The following is a 24,844-nucleotide window of genomic DNA, read 5'->3' on the forward strand; positions in this document are numbered from 1 at the left end:
TTGCGCAAGATTACCGACTTCTTTCAGGGGAGCGACAGCCCGTCGACTAGAGTGCTGTCATGGGCCCACGACTAGCCGACATCGCCCGCCACGCCGGCGTAAGCGAGGCCACGGTCTCCCGGGTGCTCAACGACAAGCCCGGGGTCGGGGCCGATACCCGCAAGGCCGTGCTGGCGGCGCTGGACGTGCTGGGGTACGAGCGCCCGGCACGGCTGCGGCAGCGCTCCGCGGGCCTGGTCGGCATGGTCGTCCCCGAGCTGGAGAACCCCATCTTCCCGATGTTCGCCCAGGCGGCCGAAGGCCCGCTCGCCCAGCACGGGTACACCCCGGTGCTGTGCACGCAGACCCCCGGCGGCATCGTCGAGGACGAGTACGTCGAACTGCTCCTGGAACGCAACGTCTCCGGCATCATCTTCGTCTCCGGACTGCACGCCGACACCACCGCCGACCACGAGCGCTACCGCACCCTGGTCTCCCGCCGGCTGCCCATCGTCCTGGTCAACGGGTTCGCCGAGAACATCCCGGCCGCCTTCGTCTCCTGCGATGACCGGGCCGCCAGCCGGCTCGCCGTGGACCACCTCACCGCGCTCGGCCACACCCGTATCGGCTTCACCAGCGGCCCGCACCGCTACGTGCCCGTGCGCCGCAAGCTGGAGGGCTACCGGGCCGCCATGGCCGCCAACGGCCTCTCCGAGGACCTGGTGGAACTCTCGCTCTTCGGCGTCGAGGGCGGCCACGCGGCCGCGCTCCGGCTGCTGGACCGCGGCGTCACCGCCATGGTGTGCGGCTCCGACCTGATGGCGCTGGGCGCGGTCCGCGCGGCGCGGGAGCGCGGGCTCTCGGTGCCACGCGACTTCTCCGTGGTCGGCTACGACGACTCCCAGCTGATCGCCTTCACCGACCCGCCGCTGACCACGGTGCGCCAGCCGATCCAGGCCATGGCGCTGGCCGCCGTGCGCGCGCTGTGCGACGAGATCGCCGGGCACGCCGCCTCGCGCACCGAGTACATGTTCACCCCCGAACTCGTGGTGCGCGGCTCCACCGCGGCGGTCCCCGCCCGCGCCTCCGCCGTCCCGTCCCCGGCGCGCGCCGGATAGCCGCGCGTTCGTCCACAGCCCGGGCCCCGCGCTGGTGGGCGCCCGAGCGGGTCGCCTACCGTTCTGCTCATGACCACTCCCACCGTGCGATCCGTCAGCGTCGGCCGCGCCCGCGACGCCGCCTGGGCCGGCCGGCTGCGCCGCACCGCCATCGACAAGCGGCCGGTCGAGGGACCGGTCGCGGTCCGCTCCCTGGGCCTGGCCGGCGACGAACAGGCCGATCTCGTCAACCACGGCGGCCCCGACCAGGCCGTGTACGCCTACGCCCGCGAGGACCTGGACCACTGGGCGGAGCGGCTCGGCCGCGAACTCCGCGACGGTATGTTCGGCGAGAACCTCACCACGCACGGCGTCCAGGTGAGCCGGGCGCTCATCGGCGAGCGGTGGCGGATCGGCACCGCCCGGTTCGAGGTGGTGCTGCCGCGCGTCCCCTGCTCGGTGTTCGGCGCCTGGATGGCGGAGCCCGCCTGGGTGAAGCGGTTCACCGCCGAGGCGCGCACCGGCGCCTACCTGCGCGTGCTCGACGAGGGGCACCTCGCCGCGGGCGATCCCATCACCGTGGAGTACCGGCCCGGCCACGGCATCGACCTCGCCACCGCGTTCCGGGCCCGCCACGACCGCGACCTCGATCTGCTGCGGCGCGTGCTGGAGCTGCCCGGCAGAGCCGAGGAGTGGCAGCGGGCCTACGACCGTGTCGCCAGGCAACTGGGGCCGGCGTGACGGCGGCCGCGGCGCCGGGTGACATCCGCGTGCGCTGCTTTCCGCCGTCCCGCGAGGTGATCGTCACCGGATCCGCGGACGCCCTGCACGCGCTCGCCCACACCGTGGCCGCCGGCGGCCGGTGCACCGCTGGGCCGGGCTCCGAGGACGGCGCCGTCCTGCTGGTCGCGGTGGAGGCCGGCACCGCGCCGGGCCCGGTACGCGTCGAGGCCGACCTCGCCGAGCGGGTGCTGCGCATCCACGGGGCCGGCGAGTACCGCGCCGTGCTCGGAGCCGCCCTGCACGACACGGCGGCCATGACCGACGGCGGCCACCTGCACGTCGACCACTACCCCGACCATCCGTATCTCGCCGAAGGGTCGGCGCCGCTCATCGTGGAGAGCCCGCACGGCGGCATGCCGCGCCGCCCCTGAGACGCCTGCCGCGCCGGGCCCCGCCACCGGTCCGTTCGGTGGTCACGATGACCGACACTGGGAGCATGCCTTCCGTGCCTCTCGACGGCGACCCGGTCCCCCGCGACGGTTCGCTGCCCGCGCGCTCGCTGGCGGGCGTGGGCGCCCGGCCGTTCGGCGTGTACGTGCACGTGCCGTTCTGCGTCACGCGGTGCGGCTACTGCGACTTCAACACCTACACCGCCGACGAGCTGCGCTCCGCCGACGGCACGGCCACCGCCTCCCGCGCCACCTACGCGGACCAGGCCGTCGCCGAACTCCGGCTCGCCCGCCGCGTGCTCGGCGCGGCCGATATCCCGGTGCGGTCGGTGTTCGTGGGCGGAGGCACCCCGACCCTGCTCCCGCCCGAAGACCTCGGCCGGATCCTCGCCGCCGTCGACTCCGAGTTCGGCCTGGCGGCCGGCGCCGAGGTCACCACCGAGGCCAACCCCGAGACCGTCGACCGCGACCGCCTGCTCCGGCTGCGTGACGCCGGTTTCACCCGCGTCTCCTTCGGCATGCAGAGCGCCCGCCCGCACGTGCTCGCCGTGCTGGACCGCGCGCACACCCCCGGGCGGCCGGAACAGTGCGTGGCCTGGGCGCGCGAGGCCGGATTCGAGCACGTCAACCTCGACCTGATCTACGGCACGCCCGGGGAGAGCGACGACGACTGGGCCGAGTCGCTGCGCGCGGCGATCGGCGCCGGGCCCGACCACGTCTCCGCCTACTCGCTGATCGTCGAGGAGGGCACCCGGCTGGCGGCCCGGGTCCGCCGCGGCGAGCTGACCGCGCCGGACGACGACACCATGGCCGACCGCTACCTGATGGCCGACGAACTGCTGGCCGCCGCCGGGCTGCACTGGTACGAGGTCTCCAACTGGGCGGCCACCCCCGAGGCGCGCAGCCGGCACAACCTGCTCTACTGGACCGGCGGCGACTGGTGGGGCGTCGGACCGGGCGCGCACAGCCATGTCGGCGGGACGCGCTGGTGGAACGTCAAGCACCCGGCCGCCTACGCCGCCCGCCTCGCCGACGGCGGCACCCCCGCCCAGGCGCGCGAGGTGCTCGGCGCCGCCGACCGCCGGTTCGAGCGGATCCTGCTGGAGCTGCGCATCGCCGAGGGCTGCCCGCTGGAACTCCTGGACGACGCCGGCCTGCGCGCGGCCAAGGCCGCGGTGGCCGATGGCCTGCTGGACGCGGCCGCACACGCCCGGGGCCGGGCCGTCCTCACCCGGCGCGGCCGGCTGCTCGCCGACGCGGTGGTGCGCGACCTCACCTGACTGCGGGGTGAGCCGGCACGGCCGGCCCACCCGGCACGCCGGGTTACTTCACCATCCGGATGCTCATCGGATAGCGGTACAGCTCGCCGCGGTTGGCCGCCATCGTGGCCATGATCGCGAAGACGATGATCGCCACGTAGACCGCGAGGAACGTCAGGATCCCGATGAACACGATCATCAGGAACCCGGAGACCACGAGCCCGATCGCCATGGTGATCTGGAAGTTCAGGGCCTCGACCGCGTGCGCGCGCACCCACGGCGATTCGTCCTTCTTCATGATGAAGACGATGAGGGGCGCGACGAAGCCCAGGATGATGCCACCGACGTGCGCCATGAGCGCGTACATCTGGTCGTCGGTGCCCGGCCGGGGCCGGGGATTCTCACCCTGCTGGGCGTAGTCCTGGCCGTACCCCTGCTGTCCGTATCCCTGCTGGCCGTAGGGGGCGGGCGCGGGCGGCTGGCCGTAGGGCTGCTGGCCGTACCCCGGCTGCCCGCCGGTCGGCTGCTGCTGGCCGTAACCGGGCTGTCCTCCCGTCTGGGGCTGCTGGCCGTACCCGGGCTGCCCGCCGGTCTGCGGGGCGCCGTAGGAGGGGCCGCCGCCGGGGGGCGGGCCGTAGCCCCCGGGGTAGCCGTGCTGGCCTTGGCCACCGTCGTAGGGCGGCTGAGGGTAGGGGTTGCTCATGCTCTTCCTCGTTGTTCCTGCCCGCGCGGTCGAGCACGGACGTACGGAGGCGGATGATCCACCGGACGGGCCGCCGGCCCCTCGTCTGCGGGGCGGTCGGGGAAGGCCGTGCGGACGCGGCGCGACCGCTCCCACCGACACCCCCGGCCGTGGTCCGTGTGGTGATGTGCTGTCGAACCTACCCGCGCGACGTCACGGTACGCGAACGGCCGGTGCCGTCCAGGAATCGGACGGCGCCGGCCGTTCGGCGGTTCCACCCCGCGCGACGGTGCGCGGCGGTCACCTCACGAGGCGCACCGCCACCGGGTAGCGGTACCAGCGCCCCCGCGTCACCCCGACCGCGGCGAGGATCCCCAGCACGATCGAGACCAGCCACACCGCGACGATCAGCAGGGACCCGATCCAGGACCACGTGTAGGCGTACATGCCCAGCCCGATGTACACCGCCCACATGACGAGGTAGGGCACCACCAGCGTGAGCTGGAAGTTCAGCGCCTCGGCGGCGTGGTGGCGGACGAAGGACCGCTGCCCGGACGGGCCGGGCCGGCCGCGCCTGAGCAGGTACACCACCAGCGCGGGAAGCCAGCCGGCGCAGCCCATGATCACCCCCGACAGGTGCGCGATCATCGACCAGGTGATCTCGTCGGCACCGCCCTCCGTCGGCTGCTGCGGACCCGCGGCCGGCTGCGGAGCCCCCGCCGGCGGGTAGGACTGCGGGCCGGCGGCCTGCGGCGGATACCCGCCCGGCCCGCCGAAGCCCGGCCCGGGGTAGCCGGTCTGGGCGGGCTGCTCCCCGGTGGAGCGGGCGTGCCCCGGCCGGTCGCCCGGCTCGGCGTACCCGCCCGCGCGCGGCGGCTGCGGCTGCTCGCCGGTGGGCCAGGCGTGACCGGGCTGTGGGCCGGTGCCGGGGTGTCCCGCGTAGTGCGGCCGTCCCGGATACCCCGGCTGCCCGCTAGGCGGGGGGAACCCGGGCCGGCCGGTACCGGACTGTTCGTGTTCGGCCTGGAACGGGGGAGCCGGCCGGCCGTAACCCGCCGGTGGCTGCGGAGTGGGGTACGCCGGCTGCTCGCCCGTGGGCCGGCCGTAGCCGGGGCCGGGCGGCTGGGGAGCGGAGTACCCTCGCTGCTCGCCCGTCGGCTGGCCGTACCCGTAGCCGGGCGGCTGAGCGGCCGGCGGGTGGTGTCCCGGATGCGCCGGCTGCCCGCCGGTGGGCGGGCCCGCCGGGGGCGGCGGCGCGTCGGAGGGATACCCGCCCCGCGGCCGATCCGGGTGGCCGGCCGGCTCCCCGGGTGCGGGCCACGAGGCGCCGGGCGGGCCACCGGCGTCCGCCCGCCCGTAGCCGGGCTGGCCGCCCGTGGGCGGTTCCTGGGGCGATGGCTGGTTGGGCGGTGTCTCGCTCATGCTGTCCCTTGGCTGTGCCGGTTGCGATCGGGCGGAGTAGCGTGCGGACGCTCTCCGCGGGCGGGCGCGGCGAAAGCCCGCCCGGGCGGCGGCCCGCCCGCGCGAGTCGCCTCGCCGGCGCATCGGGCCGCCCGATGGGCCGGCGCGCTCCGGCGGCGCCGTCCGCCGTGGAAACGACCCATCAGACCGACCCTAACCTCCGTCCGCGTGCGCGGCGGTGACGAAGTCGATCAGTTCTTCGACGCGTCCCAGCAGCTCCGGTTCCAGATCCGTGAAAGAACGCACCGATCCGAGGATGCGCCGCCACGCCGCGCCGGTGTCCGCGGGCCAGCCGAGCGCCGCGACGACGCCCTCCTTCCACGGCACTCCGCGGGGCACGTCCGGCCAGGCGGCGATCCCCACCGCGGCCGGCTTCACCGCGGCCCACACGTCCACGAACGGGTGGCCGAGCACCAGCACGTTCGGTGACGCGACCCGCCCGGCGATCCGGCTCTCCTTGGAGCCGGGGACCAGGTGGTCCACCAGGACGCCGAGCCGCCGCTGCGGACCGGGGGCGAAGTCCGCGACGAGTTCCGGAAGACGGTCCACGCCCTCCAGGTACTCCACCACGACCCCCTCCACCCGCAGGTCGTGGCCCCAGACGCGCTCCACCAGCTCGGCGTCGTGCAGGCCCTCGACGTAGATGCGGCTCTCCCGGGCCACCCGCGAGCGCAGCCCGCGGACCGCGATCGACCCGGAGGCGCTGCGCACCGGCCCGGACGGCGCCGAGGGAGCCGGCCGGACGAGGGTGACCGGCTCGCCGTCGACCAGGAACGCCGCCGGGGCCAGATCGAAGACTCGGTGCCGGCCGTGCCGGTCCTCCAGCGTCACCGTGGCCTTGTCCACACCCACGACCGCGCCGCAGAAAGCCTCGTCCGCGGACTCCACCACCAGCCCGTGCTCGGCCGGGACCTCGCGGACCCGGCCTCTGCGCGGCCGCCGCCAGTCGCCGGCGAGGACGTCGCGGCCGTACCTGCCGCCGGAGTCAGTACCCACGGCCCGCGATTGTACTGATGTAGGGCGGCGGTGCCGGCGCGGCGGCGACCGGAGCCGGACGGGCGCCGGACGCGCGGATCGTCATGGGCTCGTGATCTCGCCGAATCGGGGCCGTCGGTCGGCCGTGAAAGGATCAGCCGACCCGGATTCCGGTCCTTTCCCCCGTCTCGGGCGGCCCGCGACGAGACGAACCCCCGTTTACGGGGAACACCATTCGGCGAGGCCTCGGCCGCCAGGAGGGGGACCGCGTCGACGGAGCCGCATAGAATTAGCACTTAAGACCACGGAGTGCCAGGAGGTGAGCGCGTGCTCGACGACCGAAAACTCGCGGTGCTGCGTGCCATCGTCGAGGACTACGTGTCCACGAACGAGCCGGTGGGGTCGAAGGCGCTTGTCGACCGGCACGGCCTCGGTGTCTCGCCTGCGACCATCCGCAACGACATGGTGGCCCTGGAGGAAGAGGGCTACATCGCCCAACCGCACACGAGCGCGGGCCGGGTGCCCACCGACAAGGGCTACCGGCTCTTCGTCGACCGGCTGTCCACGGTGAAACCCCTGTCCGCCGCCGAACGCCGGGCGATCGAGACCTTCCTCTCCGGCGCCGTCGACCTCGACGAGATCGTAGGCCGCACGGTCCGTCTGCTGGCGCAGCTGACCCGTCAGGTCGCCATCGTGCAGTACCCGTCGCTGACCCGGTCCTCCGTGCAGCACGTCGAACTCGTGCCGCTCGGGCAGCAGCGGGTCATGATGGTCCTCATCACCAACACCGGCCGCGTCGAACAGCGGGTCATCGACGGTCTCGACCGGGTCACCGACGACTCGGTCGAGAACCTGCGCACGGTGCTCAACCAGGCGCTGGTCGGCAGATGGCTGACCGACGTGCCCCCGGCGGTCTCCGATCTGCCGGGGCGGCTGCCCGCCGAGGACCGGGTACTGGCCGCGTCGGTGCTGTCGGTGCTGCTGGAGAGCCTCGTGGAGAAGCACGAGGAGAAGATCGTGCTCGGCGGAACCGCCAACCTCGCCGCCGTGGACTTCTCGGCCAGCCTCCGCGGTGTGCTGGAGGCACTGGAAGAAAACGTGGTTCTCATCCGTTTGCTGGGTGAGGCCGGGGATCCTTCCATGCTCACGGTCCGCATCGGCGCGGAGAACTCCCACGAGGGCCTGCAGTCGACCTCGATCGTGTCAGCGGGTTACGGCATCGGCGACCGGTCGCTGGCGAAACTGGGTGTGGTCGGCCCGACTCGAATGGACTACCCGGGAACGATGGGAGCGGTACGCGCAGTGGCAAGATACGTCGGTCAGATCTTGGCGGGGCAGTAAGTGTCCAGGGACTACTACGAGATCCTCGGGGTGCGTCGCGACGCGTCCAAGGACGAGGTCAAGAAGGCATACCGCCGCCTGGCGCGCGAACTCCACCCCGACGTCAACCCCGATCCGGTCACCCAGGAACGCTTCAAGGAGGTCACCCAGGCGTACGAGGTGCTCTCCGACCCGGAGAAGCGCCGGATGTACGACATGGGCGTGGACCCGTTCGCCCCGGCGGGCGCCGGCGGCGGCCCCGGCGGGTTCGGCAACGCCGGGTTCCCGTTCGACGACATCGTGAACGCCTTCTTCGGCGGGGGAGCCACCGGCCGGCGCGGCGCCCGCGACCGGGCGCGGCGCGGGCGCAGCATCAAGGTGCGCATCGAGCTCGACCTCGCCGAGACCGCGTTCGGCGTCACCAAGGACGTCACGTTCCCCACGGCCGTGCTGTGCGACACCTGTCAGGGTGAGGGCACCGCCAAGGGCAGTCACCGCGAGACCTGCGACATGTGCTCGGGCCGCGGTGAGATCTCCGAGGTCGCGCGTTCGTTCCTCGGCCAGGTCATGACGACCCGGCCCTGCCCCCAGTGCGCCGGACAGGGCACCGTCATCCGCAACCCCTGCCCGGACTGCGCCGGGGAGGGACGGGTGCGCGAGACCGTCACCCGCAAGGTGCAGATCCCGGCGGGCGTCGAGGACGGCACGCAGATCCAGCTGGCCGGCGAGGGCGAGATCGGCCCCAACGGCGGCCCGCGCGGCGACATCTTCCTGGAGGTGGTGCAGCGTCCGCATCCGCTGTTCGAGCGCCGCGGCGACGACCTGCACTGCACCGTCGCCGTTCCCATGACGGCGGCGGCCCTGGGCGCGTCGCTGACCATCGAGACGCTCGACGGCACCGAGGAGATCGACCTGCGGCCGGGCACCAACTCCGGCCACGTGATCACCCTGGACGGGCGCGGCACCCGGCACCTCAACGCGCCGGGGCGCGGCGACCTGCTGATCCGGGTCAACGTCGAGACCCCCAGCAAGCTCGACGAGGAACAGGAGGCGTTGCTGCGCAAGTTCGCGGAGCTGCGCGGCGAGGACCACCCGCCCGGCAAGTTCAGCCCGGGGCACGGAAACTTCTTCTCACGGCTGCGCGACGCCTTCAACGGCTCGCGGTGAGGCCGACCGCACGCCGTCCCGTCCCGACCGACCCGGCCACGGCCGGATCCGCCGCCCCCGCCGGGCGTGCCGGGTCCGGCCGTCGCCCGTGAGGGCGGCAGAACCCACGGAGAGCAGATGACACCCCCGGTTTTCCTGACAGGCTCCGGCGATCTCGACCACGACCGGGTGGTGCTCGCCGGCCCCGAGGGCCGGCACGCCGCGACCGTTCGGCGGCTGAGGGTGGGCGAGCGTGTCGATCTGGCCGACGGTGACGGGACGCGGGCACGGTGCGTGGTCACCGACGTGGGCCGGGACACCGTCGCGCTCGCCGTCGAGGAGCGGCGGCACGAACCGGCGCCCGCCCCGCGGCTGACGGTGGTGCAGGCGCTGCCCAAGGGCGACCGCGGTGAACTCGCGGTGGAGGTCATGACCGAGGCGGGGGTGGACGCGATCGTGCCGTGGCCGGCCGAGCGCTGTGTCACCCGCTGGAAGCCGGACCGGGCCGCCAAGGCGCTGGGCCGGTGGCGTTCGGCCGCGCGCGAGGCGGCGAAGCAGGCGCGGCGCAGCCGGGTCCCCGAGGTCGCCGAGCCCGCGGCCACCGCCGAGGTCGCCGAGCTGCTCGGTGCCGCGGCCGTCGGCATCGTGCTGCACGAGGAGACCGACCAGCGGCTGTCCGCCTTGCCGCTGCCCGAGGCCGTGACCCCCGGCGGGACCGGGGGCGAGATCGTGCTGGTGGTGGGCCCCGAGGGCGGCTTCACCGACACCGAACTGACGGCGTTCGACCGCGCGGGCGCCGTGCGCGCACTGCTCGGCCCGAGCGTGCTGCGCACCTCGACCGCGGGCGTGGCCGCCCTCTCCGTGCTGCAGGCCCGCTGCGGGCGCTGGTGACCGCCGGAGCCCGCGGCGGTGGGCGCGCCGCCTGACGCACGGGGCGCGCCGGGTCAGTGCACGGGCGCCGTGGGGCCGCTCGCGGTGTCGCTGCCCTCCGCGGGCGGGGCGCTGGGGTCGTCCGGCGCGTCCGGGGCCGGCGTGGTGGTGCCGCCGCCCGGCTCGGTCTCCTCACCGTCGCCGCCCGGATGCTCCCCGCTCGGGTCGCCGTCGCCCGCTCCGTCGTCGTCGGGCGAGGAGGGCTGCGGTGACGGGACGCAGCCCGGCCCGGCCGGCGCCTCCTCGTCCTCGGCGTCGAGGTCGGGGGACGCCGAGGGGCTGCGCTCGGCCGTGGGGCTCGGCGCCGGGCCGAGGCACATCGGGGTGGCCCCGGTGCCGCTGAGCGGATCGCCGCTCTCGGCCTCGGGGGTGGGCGAGGTCCGCGGCCCGGCGGGGCGGTCGGGGTCGTCGTCGGTGGCGGACGGCTCCTCCAGATGGTCGCCCGCGTTCGCCGGACCGGATCCGGGCGACTGGGCGTCGTCCTCCGAAGCCGTGGTCAGGGAGTCGGGCAGCACCTGCTCGCGCAGTTGCGGCGTGCCGAGCAGGACGGAGCCGACGATCAGCGCGGCGGCGCCCACCGCGAGACTCGGGCGCAGCCAGAATCCGCCCAGCCAGAACGGGCGGGCGCGCTCCGTACGGGCCCGGATGCGATCGAGCGCGGCGGGTGACGGCTGTACGGCCCCGGCTTCGGCGCGCAGTGCGTCGCGAAGCCGCTGTTCCAGTTCGTCGTCGATTGGATCGGTCATGTCGTTCGCTCCAGAACCGAGCGGAGCGCGGCGATTCCGCGCGCCGTGTGGCTCTTGACGGCGCCGCGACTGATGCCCATGGCGTCGGCGATCTGAGCCTCGGAAAGGTCTGCGTAGTAGCGGAGCACGATGGCCTCCCGCTGCCGGGTGGGCAGCTTGCGCAGTGCCTCGATGACCGCGGCGCGCTCCAGTTCGCCCAGGGCACCGTGCTCCGCGCTGGGCGCGTCGGGCAGCGCCTTGGGCGCGTGCTTCTCCACCACCGCCCGGTGCCGCAGCACGGAACGGGCCCGGTTCACCACCGACTGGCGCAGGTAGGAGAGCGCCTTGTTCGGGTCCCGCAGCCGTCGCCAGGCGCCGTGCATGGCGACGAACGCGTCCTGGACGACCTCCTCAGCCGTCGCGAAGTCCCGGACGAGCAGCGCCGCGAGCCGGACCAGCGGTCGGTAGTGCGCGCTGTACAGCTGCGTCACCGCCTGGTCGGCGTCCCACCCGACCGACACCGTCGTCGCGGGGGCATCCGCCACCATGGTTTCAGTCACGTCGGTAGGACGCGCGCCCTTGCCGCCGGGTTTACGAAAGGGCATACCGTTCTTCTCGCTCCGTCGTGGGGTCCGACGCCTGACCGGGGAGGGGAAGCGGGCGTCCCCGGCCTCGTGCAGTGTGGTGTGACCTCGTGCTCTGCGTGACAGGGGCAGTGGTCTCCGTAAAAGGGGCGGTCCGGGAGACGTCACGCGAAGTAACAGGATAGCCCCATAGGTCCAATCGTTGCCCGGTTCCGCGGCGAACCGGAGTCCTCATGATCGGGGGCGAACAGAGGGCGGCGCGCCTCCATGCGGAAAGGGGGAGGTCGGGGCACCGGCGACGCCCGAGAGCGCCGTTGGCGAGCCGGCGGTTCCGCCCGCCACGGGCCCGGCGGCCGTTTTCCGTGCGGAACCCGCGCGTCGGCTCCGGCATCATGGTGGGATGGTTCGAGGTGACGTGCGAGAAGTGAGGGAAGGGGACACCGGTGGCCCTGCGTGAGCCCGACTGCCTGTTCTGCAAGATCGCGGCGGGGGAGGTGCCCGCCGAGATCGTCCGCGAGGGAGAGCGCACCGTCGCCTTCCGCGACATCAACCCGCAGGCGCCCACCCACGTGCTCATCATTCCCCGGGACCACTTCCCCGACGCCGCGACGGCGGGCCGCGCCCGGCAGGGGCTGCTGGACGAGATCGCCGCCGAGGCCGAGGAGATCGCCCGGGCGGACGGTGTGGCCGGCAACGGGTACCGGCTGGTGTTCAACACCGGGACCGGCGCCGGGCAGACCGTCTTCCACCTCCACGGCCACCTGCTCGCCGGCCGCGGGCTGGAGTGGCCGCCGGGGTGACGGCGACGCGCGCCCGTGGGGCGGAAAACCTCGGGCTGATATGGGGCAACTTGCTAGAATTCCCGTCATAACCGGCATCGTCGACGTGGCGACCCCGGCACACCGGCGTCCGCGGTGCACGCGCGGGCCAACGAGACCTCGAAAGGCAGGGGCGAGACGGCCGCAAGGCCACATCATGGTCGAATCAACGAGACAAAGCACGCAGGTCAAGGTCGTCGTGCCCGAAGAGCACATGATGGTGAACCTGCTGGGATCACGTGACGAGCTGCTGCGGGTCGTGGAGCGTTCGTTCGACAGCGACATCCACGTGCGCGGCAACGAGATCACCATCAGCGGCAGCCCCGAGGAGACGTCGCTGGTAGTGCGGCTCATCGAGGAACTGCTGGAACTCGTCCAGAACGGCACCCCGGTCACGCCCGACGCCATCGACCACGCCCTCGGCATGCTCCGCGCACCCGGTGCCGGCGAGCGGCCCGCGGACGTCCTCACGATGAACATCCTGTCGGCGCGCGGCCGCACCATCCGGCCCAAGACGCTGAACCAGAAGCGCTATGTCGACCAGATCGACCGGCACACCATCGTCTTCGGGATCGGCCCGGCCGGCACCGGCAAGACCTACCTGGCGATGGCCAAGGCGGTCAAGGCCCTGCAGGCCAAGCAGGTGAACCGGATCATCCTCACCCGGCCCGCCGTCGAGGCCGGCGAGCGGCTCGGGTTCCTCCCGGGCACCCTCTACGAGAAGATCGACCCGTACCTGCGCCCGCTCTACGACGCGCTGCACGACATGCTCGATCCCGACTCCATCCCCAAGCTGATGGCGGCCGGGACCATCGAGGTCGCGCCGCTCGCCTACATGCGGGGCCGCACCCTCAACGACTCCTTCATCCTGCTCGACGAGGCGCAGAACACCTCCCCCGAGCAGATGAAGATGTTCCTCACCCGGCTCGGTTTCGGATCCAAGATCGTGGTCACGGGAGACATCACCCAGGTCGACCTGCCGGGCGGCCAGGACAGCGGCCTGGGCACCATCGAGCGCATCCTCGACGGCATCGACGACATCGCGTTCTGTAGGCTGACCAGTCAGGACGTCGTCCGGCACAAGCTGGTGAGCGCGATCGTGGACGCCTACGGGCGCTACGACCACGAGCGCGGCCAGCGCCCCGACGGCGCGCGGAACCGGCCGCCGCGGTCCCGGTCCAACGGGTCCGCCGACACCGCCACCTGACCCCGGGCGGCACCCGCACCGCCCATCCGCGGGCCGGGCGGCAGACACGAAAGATAAGGCGCACCATCCAATGAGCATTGACGTCGCGAACGAGTCCGGCGTCCCCACCGACGAGACACGGCTGGCGCTGCTGGCCCGCCACGTCCTCGACGCCATGCGGGTCCACCCGCTCGCCGAGCTGTCCATCGTGCTCGTCGACGAGGCGCCCATGACCGAACTGCACGTCCGGTGGATGGACGAGCCCGGCCCCACCGACGTGCTCTCGTTCCCCATGGACGAGCTGCGCCCCGGCGGCCCGGGCCGCACCTCCGAGCCGGGCATGCTCGGCGACGTGATCATCTGCCCGCAGGTCGCCGAGCGGCAGGCGCGCAAGGCCGGGCACAGCACGCAGGACGAGATCGACCTGCTGTGCACGCACGGCATCCTGCACCTGCTCGGCTACGACCACGCCGAACCCGACGAGCACCGGGAGATGTTCGGCCTGCAGGGCGAACTGCTGGCCACCTGGCGGCGGCTCCAGACGGCCGCCGCCGAGCCCGCCCAGCGGCCGTCAGGGGCCGAGGCACGGACCGATGAGGAAAGGGAAGACACGTCCCGATGAGCGCTGGCCATACCGGCCCGGCCGGTCTGACGGCACTGGCCGACGCCCCGCTGCGGCTCGCCGTGGCGGGACCGGAGATCGCCGGACTCGCGGTCGCCTTCGGCTGCGCGGTCCTGTTCGCGCTGCTCGCCGGCTGCTGCGTCGCCGCCGAGGTCGCACTGTCACGGGCGGTCGGCGTGGCCGTCCCCGGGCGCCAGCCCACCGACGGCGAGCCGAAGTCCGCGCACCGGCTGGCCGCCGTGACCGCCGACCCCGTCCGCCACCTCAACACCCTGCTGCTGCTGCGCGTCGCCTTCGAGGTGCTCGCCGCGCTCGCGCTGGTGGTGGGCTTCGCCGCGCTGTTCGGCTACGGCTGGCCGGCGGTGCTCTGCGCCGCGCTCGTCATGATCCCGGCGGAGTACGTGCTCGTGGGGGTCACCCCCCGCATCCTCGGCCGGCAGTTCCCCGACACCGTGGCGCGCGCCGCCGCCGGAGTCGTGCGCCCGGTGACGCTGCTGCTCGGCCCGCTCGCCCAGCTCCTCGTGCGGCTCGGCCGCGCCGTCACGCCCCGTGGCAGGGGCGAGCGCGAGGGCCCGTTCTCCTCGGAGGACGAGCTGCGCCGCCTGGTCGACCTGGCCGAGCGCGGTCACGTCATCGACGCCGACGAGCGGGAGATGATCCACTCCGTCTTCCAGCTCGACGACACCTCCGTCCGCGAGGTCATGGTGCCGCGCACCGACATCGTGTTCATCGACTCCGACGCCACCACCGAGGACGCCCTCTCCCTGGCCCTGCGCAGCGGATTCTCCCGCATCCCGGTCACCGGCGCGGACGAGGACGACGTCGTCGGCATCGTCTACCTCAAGGACGTGGCGGCCCGGCTGCACGACCAGTGGACCGCCCCCGCGACCCGCGGCGATGGCGGCCGTGCCACCTCCGCCGCGGACCCCGGGCGGACCGTGCGCGACGTCATGCGCCCGGCCAGCTACGTCCCGGACTCCAAGCCCATCGACGAACTCCTGCGCGACATGCAGCGGCAGCGGATCCACGTCGCGGTCGTGATCGACGAGTACGGCGGCACCGCCGGACTGGTCACCATCGAGGACATCGTGGAGGAGATCGTCGGTGAGATCACCGACGAGTACGACGACGAGGTACCGCCCATCGAGCGGCTCGGCGAGGACCGCGCCCGGGTCACCGCCCGGCTGCCCATCGGGGAACTCGCCGAACTGTTCGACGTGGACCTGGACCTGGAGCACATCGACGTGGAGACGGTGGGCGGACTGCTCGCCTACGCCCTCGGCCGGGTGCCCATCAGCGGATCGCGTGCCGTCTACGCCGGACTGCGGCTCACCGCCGAGGACCCGTCCGGGCGCCGCAACCGCACCGCCACCGTGATCGTCGAGCGGCTGTCCACGCCCGCGGAGTCCCCGACGACCAGCAGCGAAGCGTCCTGACGCCGCGCGACACCGAGAGAGAGGCAGTACGTGAGCGACCCGATCCGCGCCGAGGCCCCTCGGGACATCGACCCCGAGGACGGTAAGCTGATCACCCTGGCCCGCTCCGCGCGTGCCCGCAACGCCGCCGCCGAGGGCGCCGCCGTGCGCGACGAGACCGGGCGGACCTATGTCGCCACGACCGTCGCGCTGCCCGCCCTTGAGCTGAGCGCCCTGCAGGCGGCCGTGGCCGCCGCGGTGTCCAGCGGCGCGCGCACCCTGGAGGCCGCCGTCGTCGTCACCGAGGCCGCCGAGCACCCGGCCGTCGACCTCGCGGTGGCCCGGGACCTCGCCACCCCCACCGTGCTGCTCGTCGCCCCGGACGGCACCCCCGCGCTGCGTACCAGCGCGCGGCAGGCGGACGAGCCGGCATCATGAGCGACCTCGACCTGGAGCGGCTGCGCACGCCCCTCCCGATGCCCAGCCACCCCGAGGGCTACCGCAGCGGCTTCGCCTGCTTCGTCGGTCGGCCCAACGTGGGCAAGTCGACCCTGATGAACGCGCTGGTCGGCCAGAAGGTGGCGATCACCAGCAACCGGCCGCAGACCACCCGCCGCACCGTGCGCGGCATCGTGCACCGGACCGACGCGCAGCTGATCGTGGTGGACACCCCCGGCCTGCACAAGCCCCGGACCCTGCTGGGGGAGCGGCTGGACAGCCTGGTGCGCTCCACCCTGGTCGAGGTCGACGTGATCGGCTTCTGCGTGCCCGCCGACGAGCCCATCGGCCGGGGCGACACCTACATCGCGCGGGAACTCGCCGCGCAGCGGAACACCCCCGTCGTCGCGATCGTCACCAAGACCGACAAGACGGACCGCGCCCGGCTCACCGAACAGCTGCTCGCCGTCTCCCGGCTGGGGGAATGGGCGGACGTCGTGCCGGTTTCGGCGAACAGCGGGTACCAGCTGGACACGCTCACCGACGTGCTGTGCGGGCACCTGCCCGAGGGGCCGCCGCTGTACCCGGACGGCGACCTCACCGACGAGCCGGACGAGATGCTGGTGGCGGAGCTGATCCGGGAGGCGTCCCTGGAGGGGGTCCGGGACGAGCTGCCGCACTCCATCGCGGTGGTGGTGGAGGAGATGACTCCCCGCGAGAACACCAGGCCGGGTCGCGAGATCACCGACATCTACGCGTCGCTGTACGTGGAGCGGCCCAGCCAGAAGGCGATCGTCATCGGAACGAAGGGCGGTCGGCTGCGGGACGTGGGAACGCGGGCGCGGCAGCAGATCGAGGCGCTGCTCGGGCAGCGGGTGTACCTGGACCTGCGGGTCCGGGTCGCCAAGGACTGGCAGCGCGATCCGAAGCAGTTGCGGCGGCTGGGGTTCGACCAGCAGGTGTAGCGGCCCGTGCGCAGCGTCCGGCCCGGCGCCGGGTCATCGGCGTGCGGGCACCGGCCGCCCGGCCGCCGGAACGTCCCTCAGTCCACCTCCGCCGCCAGCACCTCCGGGCTCGCGTTCTGCACCGTCTCCCGGGTGGCGTACAGCCGCCGCCCCGGGCCGGCGTCGATCTGTTCGCGGACCCGCTCGCTCACCGCGCGCTGGCCGTCGGCCGTGGGGTGGAAGGTGCTGCGGTCGAGCGTGACCCCGTCCGACAGGTCGCGCAGCAGCACGCCGTTGACCCAGGGTTCCTCGGCGCCCACCTCGTGGCCGGACAGCACGTCGTAGACGTCCACGAACTCCACGCTGCCCACCTGGCCTTCCTCGGCGATCTCGGCATCGAACGCGGCCACGGCCTCCCGGACCTGCCGGTTGAATCGCTGGATCGTGGTGTTCAGCCAGGTCTGGTCCGTGGGGGTCAGTGTGTAGTACATCCCGTCGGGCTTCGCGGTGAACAGCCGCGGGTAACCGACCACGATGACGCGCGCGTCCGGCGCCCGGTCGCGCACCTCGGCGAGCACGTTCTCGAAGGTCGACTCGAATCCGTGCATGCGCTCGTCGATGTCCGCCTCCTGGCCGATGCAGGCGTCGCTCTCCAGCAGCGGCACCCGCAGCATGCACGCCTTCAGGACGGACGTGAAGCCCAGATCGTTGCCACCGATGCCGATGGTGACCAGGGAGGTGTGGCGGGAGACGCGGTCGAGCTGGGAGTCGGCGCCGCCGAGCGCCTCCAGCATCGCGTGACCGCGCTGGCCGCTGCACGCGACGAAGCCCAGCTCCCCGGCGAGGTCAAGACCGTCCGCGATGAGGTGCGGGTAGGCGTTGGCCGACCGCCAGCAGCCCCCGTCGACGGCCGTGCCCGAGAGGTAGTCGTCCGCGCCGTCGCCCGAGGAGTAGGAGTCGCCGAGCGCGTAGTAGTTGCCCCAGGTGGCGGCCTCCGCCGGCGACAGCGAGACCCGCCAGTCGGCCTCGCCCTCCGGCGGAGCCGCCGGACCGTCCGGAGGCCGTGTGCAGCCGGTTCCGGTGAGGTCGCACCAGGCGAGCAGCACCGCCATGCGGGTGCTCGGGATCGCCACCACCGCCACGGAACCGATGACCAGGATCGCGGCGATGACGCCGACGATGAGCCCCCGCCTGCCGAGCGCCGGTTTCCGCACTGCGCCGCTCCGCCTTTCTGCCCGCTCCAGCCGCGCCGGATCAAGGCTACCCGGCGGATCCGGCGAATCCGTGGACCGGTCCGGCCCGGTCCCGCCGTGCGCCGCCCCGGCGGAGTGGCGAAGGGCACGGTGGCGGGACCGTACCTCTCATCCCTTCCGCGGCGCGTGGCCGCCGTCACGTGGCCGGCGTCACGCCTTACCGCCACCCGGGGGCGCGCCCGAAAGGGCCGCTGTTGTTCAATGGGCCGCACACCCGTGGATCTCAGGAGGGCGCGAGAATGAGTCCATCGCCGCAGCCACCCGTGCTCTGGCAGCCCGACGGCGAACGGCGGGCGCGGGCCAACATCACCGCGTTCGCGCGCTGGGTCCGCGAGAACCGGGACACGAACGGCGCCGTGGACGGTGCCGCGGATTACGACGCGCTGTGGCGCTGGTCGGTCACCGACCTCGACGGATTCTGGTCCGCGATCTGGGACTACTTCGACGTCCAGGCGGACACGCCCTACGAACGGGTCCTCGCCGACCGCGCCATGCCCGGCGCCGTCTGGTTCCCGGGTGCGACGCTGAACTACGCGCGGCACATCTTCCGGAACCGGGACGACGACGCCGTGGCCATCCGGCACGCCTCGGAGCTGCGGGTGCTCGGCGAGTGGACGTGGGGCGAGCTGCGGCGCCGCACGGCCGCCATCGCCGCCGGCCTGCGCCAGCTCGGCGTTCGGCCGGGCGATCGGGTGGTCGGTTACCTCCCGAACATCGCCGAGGCGGTCGCCGCCTTCTACGCGTGCGCCTCCATCGGTGCGGTGTGGTCGTCCTGTTCCCCCGATTTCGGGGTGCGCAGCGTGATCGACCGGTTCTCCCAGATCGAGCCGAAGGTGCTGCTCGCGGTGGACGGTTACCGCTACGGCGGACGCGACTTCGACCGCCGCGACGTGATCGCCGCGCTGCGCGACCGGCTCCCGACGCTGGAGCACACCGTCGTCCTGGGGTACCTGCGCGACGAGCCGGTGGAGGGCGCGCTCGACTGGGCCGAACTGGAGCGGGCGGGCGAAGGCGCCGAGCTGCGCTTCGAACCCGTGCCCTTCGACCACCCGCTGTGGGTGCTGTACTCGTCGGGGACCACCGGACTGCCCAAGGCCATCGTGCACGGGCACGGCGGCATCCTGCTGGAGCAGCTGAAGAACCTGCACCTGCACCTGGACGCCCACGCCGAGGACCGGGTGTTCTGGTACACCACCACCGGGTGGATGATGTGGAACTTCCTGGTCAGCGTGCTGCTGACGGACGCCTCCATCGTCCTGTACGACGGCAGCCCCGGACACCCCGATCTCGGCGCGCTGTGGGACCTGGCCGAGCGCGCCCGGATCACCGTCTTCGGCACCAGCGCCGGATACCTCGCGTCGTGCATGAAGGCCGGCGTGCACCCGGGCGAGGGGCGCGACCTGTCCGCGCTGCACGCGATCGGGTCGACCGGCTCCCCGCTGTCGCCGGAGGGGTTCGCCTACTGCTACCGCGAGTTCGGCCCCGGCCTGTGGCTGTTCTCCACGAGCGGCGGCACGGACGTGTGCAGCTGTCTGGTCGGCGGGGTGCCCACCCTCCCGGTGTACGAAGGCGAGATCCAGGCCCGGTCCCTGGGCATGGCCGTCGCCGCCTGGGACCCCGAGGGCAGGGAGGTGATCGGCGAGGTCGGCGAACTCGTGGTCACCGAACCGTCGCCGTCCATGCCGCTCTTCCTGTGGGGCGACACGGACGGCGAGCGGCTGCGGGACAGTTACTTCGCCGTCTACCCCGGCGTCTGGCGGCACGGCGACTGGATCGAGATCACCGAACGCGGCACGGCGGTCATCTACGGCCGGTCCGACTCCACCATCAACCGGGGCGGCGTCCGCATGGGCACCAGCGAGATCTACCGGGCGGTGCTGGCGCTGGACGAGGTCGTCGACGCCCTGGTGGTGGACGTGCCGCAGCCGGACGGCGGGTCGCGGATCGAGTTGTTCGTGGTACTGCGTCCCGGCCAGGACCTGGACGAGGACCTCACCCGCCGCCTGGCCCGGCGGATCCGCGAGGACTGCTCGCCGCGCCACGTCCCGGACCGGGTGCGCGCCATCGCGGCGGTCCCGCGCACGCTCTCCGGCAAGATCCTGGAGGTCCCGGTCAAGCGCATCCTCATGGGCCAGGAGCCGGAGAAGGTCGCCAGCCGCGACTCGCTGGCCAACCCGGAGGCGCTGGACTTCTTCGCCCGGCTCGCGGCGGAGGGCACCGGGTCCTGAAGAGCGGGAACGGCGGGGTGGCGCGGTGGCCGGAAGACCGGACGTGAAGCCGCGGGCCGCCCGCAGGGCGGTCCGCGCGGCACGGGTGGCCCTCGCGTTGCTCGCGGTGGCGTCCGCGGTCGTGGCGGCGCGCACCTCGGAGCACGACCTCGTGGTCAGCGACACCGCCACCGTGGTCATGCTGGTGGCGCTCGGGGCCATGCTGCTCGGCGGCTTCGTTTGGTGGCCGGCGGCCGGGGGATCGCCGGCCGTGCGGCGGCGTGCCTGGGCGCGGGTGGCCGCGCGCTGGACATGGGCCGGGATCGCGGTGGCGGCCTACTCCGTGACGGTGGTGGCGCTGCTGACCGACCACAGCGGCACGGTCGCCGGGGCGTTGCTCGTGCTGTGCGCGTCGCCGCTGGCCTACCCGGTGGTCATCGGCCTGAGCGGGGCCCGTACCGAGGCGGGGCTGACCGTCCCCGAACTGCGTGCCTGGGCGCGGGACCAGCGCGCGCGGCACGCGGTGCCGTATCCGCGGCGAGAGGTACTGGTCTCCCGTGACCCCGCCCGGCGGCACGCCCCGGTCACGGTCCGTCCGAGCGGCCGGCCGCTGTCCGGTGGACCGCCGCCCCGCAGGATGCGGCGGTGGCTGCGCCACGGCGCGCTGGCCGCCGACGCCGAAACCGTGTCCGTCACGGACGCGCGAGGCCGCACCTGGCGGCTGCCGCGCGGTGGCAAGGACGGGGTCGCGGACCTGGCGCTCTGCCGTGAGACGGTCGGCTACCGCACCGTCAACGGAATGGCGGGCGAGCCGCTGAGGCGCGAGCACCTCAGTCTGGTCACGCGCGACGGCGTCCGGCTGCTGGACGTGGAGATCTACGGATGGACGCGGTCCGAGCTGCGCCGGTTCGCGGAGGCGACCGGGCTCGGCCTGCGCCGGCTCTGGCTCGACGAGCCACATCAGCAGCGGCTGGGTCTGCTCCAGGTCCGGACGCCGCCGACCCCGATCGGGCTGGCCCTGCCCCGAGGCGCCGGCTACCGCCGGGTGCCCGGCCGCGCCCTCTGGCCGGCCGCGGCGGGGTACACCGCCGGGGTCGTCGCGGCTCTGGGCGCCGTCGCCGCACTGTGGGGCGCGATGCTCACCATCGGACGGCTGCTCGCGCCGGTCGGCCCCGAGTGGCTGGTCACCCTCGTCGGGGTCCTCGTCAACGTGGTACTGCTGGCGCTGCTGGTCGGGACGCTGCGCGGGGTCGTCGTCGCGATCCGCACACGCTACCGGGAGCGCGCCCGCACCGCCGACGAGGTGTGACCGCGGTGTGTGCGGCCCCGCCGAAGGCGAATGTCGTGGGTGCAGCGGACCGCCGGGCCGGTTGTGACGGATCGCGGTGCTGAGTGCGGTGTTGAGGGCGGGGATGCGCCGGTAAGTGCGCGCCCAGAGTTCTTCGGTGGTGCGCGTCTGGTGGCGTTGCGGGCCGCGCTGGTTCTTCGGCGTCCGGATGACCGCCTTGATGCGCTGGTGCGGCCGGCCTGGGAAGACGCCGGGGGCGTGCTCGTCGCGGCGGGCCGGGCGGATGAGCGCGTGGCCCGGGCCGGCGGCGGCCTTCTGGATCCCGGCCCCGGCGAAGCCCGTGTCGCACACGATGCGCACGGCCCCGGCGCGCGTTCCTGGACGTGGAGCGGGTGGCGGGCCTGCTTGCGCTCGTCCAGCTCCTTGGGGCCGGCCAGGGTGAACGCGCGTACCGCGCCGTCGTGGTGGTGATGAGCATGAGTTCGGCGCCCCGGTAGAAGGAGTGGTGGGACGTGTCCATGCCGCAGCCGGCGATCTCGCGCAGGCCGGAGCGGTTCACCGTCACGCGGGACGCTCCGCAGCGCACCGGGGTACCGTCCATCAACCGGAGTTTCTCCTGGTGAGTGGGGGTAGCGCGGCCGGCGACAAGGTCACCGCGAAGAGCACCGGGACCAGGGCGCGCAGCTGCCGGTTGTACGCGGACCGGCCCGGCAGGCGCGGGAACAGGTGGCCCGATCCGGGAGCGGGCCACGCGCAGCCAGTGGTGCTCGGCATCGCAGCGCAGCAGCACCTGGGCGGTGGCCATGCAGACGAGTTCGGCGTTGGTGAGCAGGCGGGGCCGCCCCGGCTTCGGCACCGATTGGCGGGAGGGCAGGACATGGTCGTCGAGATGGACGTAGCGTGTGGTGAGAAGGGCGTCCAGGTTGTTGGTCACACATCGATCGTGGGCGCCCTTCGCCATGCCAGCAGCCGGTTCCCTGATTTCCCATCGACCATCTAGGCGGGCGGGGCCTGTCCGGTCCGGCGCGTGGTTCGGAGTCTTTGCGGCCACCGTTTCGGTGGGATCGGGCTTCTCGGAACGGTCGGCGTTCGTTCTGTTCCCGGGCCTTCGGCCACGATGCGGCGGGTACCGCGCGGTTGGGCGCGGGTCGTGTGGAGGTCGCCGGTCCGGGGCGGAGGGGCGGCCGGTGAGCGGCCGCGGGTTCCCGGAGCGGATCACGGCCCGAAGGGCTTCTCGCGAGCCGCCGGGCCCACTGTGGTCGGGGCGCCTCCGCTCCGCGGCGGCGCGTGGCCGGTTCCTCATGGCCGGGTCCGGCTGGTTCCCCCGCCGCCCGGCGTACCGGTCCGCCGGCCCGGGTGCGGCGTTCAGAGGGACAAAAGCTCTCAATACCCCCTAGCCTGGACGGCGTGTCGCAGCAGGCCGTTGATGACGGCGATATCGGACAGCAACCCGCACCCCCACGGGCCGAGCGCATCGCCGGGGTGGACGCCGCGCGGGCGCTCGCCGTGTTCGGCATGTTCACCGTGCACTTGGGGGTCGGGGCCATCGGACTGCTCGGCGGCGACGCCGCCGAGGCGCTGCATCAGCTCGCGCGCGGGCGCTCCTCGGCGCTGTTCGCGTTCCTGGCCGGGGTGTCGCTGGCGCTCATGTCCGGCCGCGGTACGCCGCTGACCGGAAACCCGGGGCACCGCGTCACGGCTCGGCTGCTGGTCCGGGCCGTCGTCCTCGCGCTGATCGGCGGCCTGCTCGATCTGCTGGACACCCCCATCGCGGTCATCCTCGCCTACTACGGCGGGTTCTTCGTGCTCGCGCTCCCGCTGCTGCGGCTCCGCGCCGGCGCCCTCGCCGCGGTCGCGGCCGGGGTCGCCCTGGCCGGACCCCAGCTCTCGTTCGTTATCCGGTCGGCCATGGGCACCACGGGATTCGTGGAGGGGTCCATCGGTGGCGTGTCGGACTTCCTGCTCACCGGCTACTACCCCGCCTGCACGTTCATGGCGTTCGTGCTGGCCGGCATGGCTGTGGGCCGGCTGGACCTGCGCGCCCTGCGGGTCCGGATCGGCCTGGCGGGGACGGGCGCCGCCCTGCTGTCGCTCGGCTACGGCGGATCCTGGGTGCTCATGTACGGACTGGGCGGGATCGACCGGCTCGCCGCGGACCAGGTCGCCGACTACTACGGCGGTGCCGCCACCGTGCCCGCCGACCCCACCATGCGGGACGTCCTGCGGGAGTGGATGGCCGGGCAGCTCAACTCGCTGCACGGCTCCGTCCCCACGGACAGCCCCTGGTGGCTGGCCGCGGCGTCCCCGCACAGCGGAACCACGTTCGAAATCGCCGGTGCCGTCGGCACCGCGCTCCTGGTCCTCGCCGGCTGCCTGATTCTGGCGGACCTGCTGGGTCCCGTCCTGTACCCGCTGACCGCGGCCGGCTCCATGGCGCTGACCGTCTATGTGGGCCACATCGTCGCGATCGCCTGGCTGGCCGCCTCGACGGAGGACGTCGCGCCCTTCCGGCTGGAGATGTTCGTCCTGACGGCCTTGCTGCTGGCCCCCGTCTGGCGGGCGCTCATCGGCCGCGGCCCGCTGGAGTGGGGGCTGGGCCGCCTCGGCGCGGTGGCGGCCGATCTGCTGGTTCCGCGTCGGCCCGGCATCGAGGACGTCCGGAGCTGAGCCGCCCTCAGCCGTCCTCGGTCGGCTCGGGCGCCTCCGGTGCGCCGGAGAACATCGCGTGCGCCGCCTCGTGGAAGTAGCGCTCCGGGGTGTCGGCACCGGTCACCGCGGTGAGGCTGCCACTCCGCCAGAGCGTGGCGAACCCGTGCGCCGCCGACCACGCGGCCAGCAGGTAGCCGCGGGTGTGCGGTCCGTCCGGGCCGCCGGGCAGGGCGCGGGTGAGCAGCGCACCGCTGCGTCTGCGGGCGGCGGCCAGTTCGGGGTCGTCCACCCGGCACAGGTCGGGACGGAACATCACGTCGAAGTGCGCGGGATGGTCGAGAGCGAAGCGCACGTAGCGCGCGCCCATCTCGCGTAGCGCCGGCAGTCGCGCGGTCTCCCCGGCGGGCGCCACGGCGCCGCGGCCGGGACCGTTCTCCTCGGGCGAGGCGGGGGACAGGGCCTGGGCGAGCAGCATGTGGCCCTCGGTCGCGATCGCGGTGAACAGGCCGGCCTTGTCGGTGAAGTGGTGCGCGGGCGCGGCGTGGGAGACCCCGGCGCGCCGGGCGAGCTCGCGGAGATTGACCGCGGCGACGCCCCGTTCGGCGATCAGGACGAGAGCGGCGTCCAGCAGGGTCCGGCGGAGATCCCCGTGGTGGTAGGCGCTGCGAGAAGACATGTTCGCAGTGTAGTCGGA

General features: G+C 73.5%; 23 protein-coding genes and 1 pseudogene. 16 read left to right on the forward strand and 8 right to left on the reverse strand.

Features of this window, described 5'->3' with window-relative positions:
• Positions 1-59: 59 nt before the first annotated feature.
• The 4 genes from ACFQRF_RS17940 to hemW all read left to right on the forward strand — a co-directional run bounded on the left by ACFQRF_RS17940 (position 60) and on the right by hemW (position 3,528).
• Positions 60-1,097, forward strand: coding sequence for a LacI family DNA-binding transcriptional regulator (locus ACFQRF_RS17940; RefSeq protein WP_379872261.1), 1,038 nt, complete (start codon positions 60-62; stop codon positions 1,095-1,097).
• Between the two features lie 69 nt (positions 1,098-1,166).
• The gene (locus ACFQRF_RS17945) at positions 1,167-1,817 is read left to right on the forward strand and encodes an MOSC domain-containing protein (RefSeq protein WP_379872262.1); all 651 of its coding nucleotides are present in this window, start codon (positions 1,167-1,169) and stop codon (positions 1,815-1,817) included.
• 29 nt (positions 1,818-1,846) lie between these two features.
• The gene (locus tag ACFQRF_RS17950; RefSeq protein WP_379872263.1) at positions 1,847-2,230 is read left to right on the forward strand and encodes an Imm32 family immunity protein; all 384 of its coding nucleotides are present in this window, start codon (positions 1,847-1,849) and stop codon (positions 2,228-2,230) included.
• A gap of 65 nt (positions 2,231-2,295) precedes the next feature.
• Complete coding sequence (hemW, locus tag ACFQRF_RS17955; protein WP_379872264.1) at positions 2,296-3,528, forward strand: radical SAM family heme chaperone HemW; 1,233 nt, start codon at positions 2,296-2,298, stop codon at positions 3,526-3,528.
• Between the two features lie 43 nt (positions 3,529-3,571).
• On the opposite strand, the gene ACFQRF_RS17960 is transcribed toward hemW, so the two are convergent.
• The 3 genes from ACFQRF_RS17960 to ACFQRF_RS17970 form a co-directional block, all read right to left on the reverse strand.
• Complete coding sequence (locus tag ACFQRF_RS17960; protein WP_379872265.1) at positions 3,572-4,210, reverse strand: DUF4870 domain-containing protein; 639 nt, start codon at positions 4,208-4,210, stop codon at positions 3,572-3,574.
• Between the two features lie 279 nt (positions 4,211-4,489).
• Positions 4,490-5,611 carry a DUF4870 domain-containing protein gene (locus ACFQRF_RS17965; protein WP_379872266.1) on the reverse strand — a complete coding sequence of 374 codons (1,122 nt, stop codon included), beginning with the start codon at positions 5,609-5,611 and terminating at the stop codon, positions 4,490-4,492.
• Between the two features lie 192 nt (positions 5,612-5,803).
• Positions 5,804-6,646 carry a DUF3097 domain-containing protein gene (locus ACFQRF_RS17970; protein WP_379872267.1) on the reverse strand — a complete coding sequence of 281 codons (843 nt, stop codon included), beginning with the start codon at positions 6,644-6,646 and terminating at the stop codon, positions 5,804-5,806.
• Between the two features lie 306 nt (positions 6,647-6,952).
• Here ACFQRF_RS17970 and hrcA point away from each other — a divergent pair, with 306 nt between their 5' ends.
• The 3 genes from hrcA (at position 6,953) to ACFQRF_RS17985 (ending at position 9,982) form a co-directional block, all read left to right on the forward strand.
• The gene (gene hrcA, locus ACFQRF_RS17975; RefSeq protein ID WP_379872268.1) at positions 6,953-7,966 is read left to right on the forward strand and encodes a heat-inducible transcriptional repressor HrcA; all 1,014 of its coding nucleotides are present in this window, start codon (positions 6,953-6,955) and stop codon (positions 7,964-7,966) included.
• The gene (dnaJ, locus tag ACFQRF_RS17980) at positions 7,967-9,112 is read left to right on the forward strand and encodes a molecular chaperone DnaJ (protein ID WP_379872269.1); all 1,146 of its coding nucleotides are present in this window, start codon (positions 7,967-7,969) and stop codon (positions 9,110-9,112) included.
• A gap of 117 nt (positions 9,113-9,229) precedes the next feature.
• On the forward strand, positions 9,230-9,982 hold the full coding sequence (locus tag ACFQRF_RS17985) for a 16S rRNA (uracil(1498)-N(3))-methyltransferase (RefSeq protein ID WP_379872270.1): 753 nt from the start codon (positions 9,230-9,232) through the stop codon (positions 9,980-9,982).
• 53 nt (positions 9,983-10,035) lie between these two features.
• On the opposite strand, the gene ACFQRF_RS17990 is transcribed toward ACFQRF_RS17985, so the two are convergent.
• Together ACFQRF_RS17990 and ACFQRF_RS17995 are read right to left on the reverse strand one after the other, a co-directional pair.
• Positions 10,036-10,767 (reverse strand): hypothetical protein, encoded by a 732-nt coding sequence (locus ACFQRF_RS17990; protein ID WP_379872271.1) that lies wholly within the window; start codon positions 10,765-10,767, stop codon positions 10,036-10,038.
• Complete coding sequence (locus tag ACFQRF_RS17995; protein WP_379872390.1) at positions 10,764-11,294, reverse strand: SigE family RNA polymerase sigma factor; 531 nt, start codon at positions 11,292-11,294, stop codon at positions 10,764-10,766. Before ACFQRF_RS17995 ends, ACFQRF_RS17990 begins: the two co-directional genes overlap by 4 nt.
• A 485-nt stretch (positions 11,295-11,779) precedes the next feature.
• On the opposite strand from ACFQRF_RS17995, the gene ACFQRF_RS18000 reads away from it, so the two are divergent.
• From ACFQRF_RS18000 to era, 6 genes are all read left to right on the forward strand, one after another.
• Positions 11,780-12,130: a histidine triad nucleotide-binding protein gene (locus ACFQRF_RS18000; RefSeq protein WP_379872391.1), complete on the forward strand. Its 351-nt coding sequence runs from the start codon at positions 11,780-11,782 to the stop codon at positions 12,128-12,130.
• Positions 12,131-12,305: 175 nt separating this feature from the next.
• Positions 12,306-13,355 carry a PhoH family protein gene (locus ACFQRF_RS18005; protein WP_379872272.1) on the forward strand — a complete coding sequence of 350 codons (1,050 nt, stop codon included), beginning with the start codon at positions 12,306-12,308 and terminating at the stop codon, positions 13,353-13,355.
• Positions 13,356-13,425: 70 nt separating this feature from the next.
• Complete coding sequence (gene ybeY / locus ACFQRF_RS18010; RefSeq protein WP_379872273.1) at positions 13,426-13,956, forward strand: rRNA maturation RNase YbeY; 531 nt, start codon at positions 13,426-13,428, stop codon at positions 13,954-13,956.
• Positions 13,953-15,392, forward strand: coding sequence for a hemolysin family protein (locus ACFQRF_RS18015; protein WP_379872274.1), 1,440 nt, complete (start codon positions 13,953-13,955; stop codon positions 15,390-15,392). Before ybeY ends, ACFQRF_RS18015 begins: the two co-directional genes overlap by 4 nt.
• Before the next feature lie 30 nt (positions 15,393-15,422).
• Complete coding sequence (locus tag ACFQRF_RS18020; RefSeq protein ID WP_379872275.1) at positions 15,423-15,809, forward strand: cytidine deaminase; 387 nt, start codon at positions 15,423-15,425, stop codon at positions 15,807-15,809.
• Complete coding sequence (gene era, locus ACFQRF_RS18025) at positions 15,806-16,774, forward strand: GTPase Era (protein WP_379872276.1); 969 nt, start codon at positions 15,806-15,808, stop codon at positions 16,772-16,774. Before ACFQRF_RS18020 ends, era begins: the two co-directional genes overlap by 4 nt.
• A 77-nt stretch (positions 16,775-16,851) precedes the next feature.
• Here era and ACFQRF_RS18030 read toward each other — a convergent pair whose 3' ends face one another.
• Positions 16,852-17,967: an SGNH/GDSL hydrolase family protein gene (locus tag ACFQRF_RS18030; protein WP_379872277.1), complete on the reverse strand. Its 1,116-nt coding sequence runs from the start codon at positions 17,965-17,967 to the stop codon at positions 16,852-16,854.
• A gap of 278 nt (positions 17,968-18,245) precedes the next feature.
• Between ACFQRF_RS18030 and ACFQRF_RS18035 the strand changes: the two genes are divergently transcribed.
• Both ACFQRF_RS18035 and ACFQRF_RS18040 read left to right on the forward strand, forming a co-directional pair.
• On the forward strand, positions 18,246-20,234 hold the full coding sequence (locus ACFQRF_RS18035) for an acetoacetate--CoA ligase (RefSeq protein WP_379872278.1): 1,989 nt from the start codon (positions 18,246-18,248) through the stop codon (positions 20,232-20,234).
• A 43-nt stretch (positions 20,235-20,277) separates the two neighbouring features.
• On the forward strand, positions 20,278-21,522 hold the full coding sequence (locus tag ACFQRF_RS18040) for a hypothetical protein (RefSeq protein WP_379872279.1): 1,245 nt from the start codon (positions 20,278-20,280) through the stop codon (positions 21,520-21,522).
• Positions 21,523-21,603: 81 nt separating this feature from the next.
• Here ACFQRF_RS18040 and ACFQRF_RS27740 read toward each other — a convergent pair.
• Positions 21,604-22,435, reverse strand: a pseudogene (locus tag ACFQRF_RS27740) (IS982 family transposase); the annotation flags it as partial.
• A gap of 473 nt (positions 22,436-22,908) precedes the next feature.
• Between ACFQRF_RS27740 and ACFQRF_RS18045 the strand changes: the two are divergent.
• A complete protein-coding gene (locus ACFQRF_RS18045; RefSeq protein ID WP_379872280.1) occupies positions 22,909-24,168 on the forward strand; it encodes a heparan-alpha-glucosaminide N-acetyltransferase domain-containing protein in 1,260 nt (419 codons plus the stop codon).
• Positions 24,169-24,175: 7 nt separating this feature from the next.
• Here the strand turns inward: ACFQRF_RS18045 and ACFQRF_RS18050 are convergent, their stop codons facing one another.
• Positions 24,176-24,826: a TetR/AcrR family transcriptional regulator gene (locus ACFQRF_RS18050; RefSeq protein ID WP_379872281.1), complete on the reverse strand. Its 651-nt coding sequence runs from the start codon at positions 24,824-24,826 to the stop codon at positions 24,176-24,178.
• Positions 24,827-24,844 lie beyond the last annotated feature (18 nt).

The sequence above is a fragment of the Marinactinospora rubrisoli genome, from assembly GCF_042664915.1.
GTDB classification, from domain to species: domain Bacteria; phylum Actinomycetota; class Actinomycetes; order Streptosporangiales; family Streptosporangiaceae; genus Marinitenerispora; species Marinitenerispora rubrisoli.

What these genes read in the sequence shown, in the direction of transcription:
- ACFQRF_RS17940 (WP_379872261.1), top strand. Translation starts at nt 60, where the DNA reads ATGGGCCCACGACTAGCCGACATCGCCCGCCACGCCGGCGTAAGCGAG.
- ACFQRF_RS17945 (WP_379872262.1), top strand. Translation starts at nt 1,167, where the DNA reads ATGACCACTCCCACCGTGCGATCCGTCAGCGTCGGCCGCGCCCGCGAC.
- hemW (WP_379872264.1), top strand. Translation starts at nt 2,296, where the DNA reads ATGCCTTCCGTGCCTCTCGACGGCGACCCGGTCCCCCGCGACGGTTCG.
- ACFQRF_RS17960 (WP_379872265.1), bottom strand. Translation starts at nt 4,210, where the DNA reads ATGAGCAACCCCTACCCTCAGCCGCCCTACGACGGTGGCCAAGGCCAG.
- ACFQRF_RS17965 (WP_379872266.1), bottom strand. Translation starts at nt 5,611, where the DNA reads ATGAGCGAGACACCGCCCAACCAGCCATCGCCCCAGGAACCGCCCACG.
- ACFQRF_RS17985 (WP_379872270.1), top strand. Translation starts at nt 9,230, where the DNA reads ATGACACCCCCGGTTTTCCTGACAGGCTCCGGCGATCTCGACCACGAC.
- ACFQRF_RS17990 (WP_379872271.1), bottom strand. Translation starts at nt 10,767, where the DNA reads ATGACCGATCCAATCGACGACGAACTGGAACAGCGGCTTCGCGACGCA.
- ACFQRF_RS17995 (WP_379872390.1), bottom strand. Translation starts at nt 11,294, where the DNA reads ATGGTGGCGGATGCCCCCGCGACGACGGTGTCGGTCGGGTGGGACGCC.
- ACFQRF_RS18005 (WP_379872272.1), top strand. Translation starts at nt 12,306, where the DNA reads ATGGTCGAATCAACGAGACAAAGCACGCAGGTCAAGGTCGTCGTGCCC.
- ybeY (WP_379872273.1), top strand. Translation starts at nt 13,426, where the DNA reads ATGAGCATTGACGTCGCGAACGAGTCCGGCGTCCCCACCGACGAGACA.
- ACFQRF_RS18015 (WP_379872274.1), top strand. Translation starts at nt 13,953, where the DNA reads ATGAGCGCTGGCCATACCGGCCCGGCCGGTCTGACGGCACTGGCCGAC.
- era (WP_379872276.1), top strand. Translation starts at nt 15,806, where the DNA reads ATGAGCGACCTCGACCTGGAGCGGCTGCGCACGCCCCTCCCGATGCCC.
- ACFQRF_RS18035 (WP_379872278.1), top strand. Translation starts at nt 18,246, where the DNA reads ATGAGTCCATCGCCGCAGCCACCCGTGCTCTGGCAGCCCGACGGCGAA.
- ACFQRF_RS18050 (WP_379872281.1), bottom strand. Translation starts at nt 24,826, where the DNA reads ATGTCTTCTCGCAGCGCCTACCACCACGGGGATCTCCGCCGGACCCTG.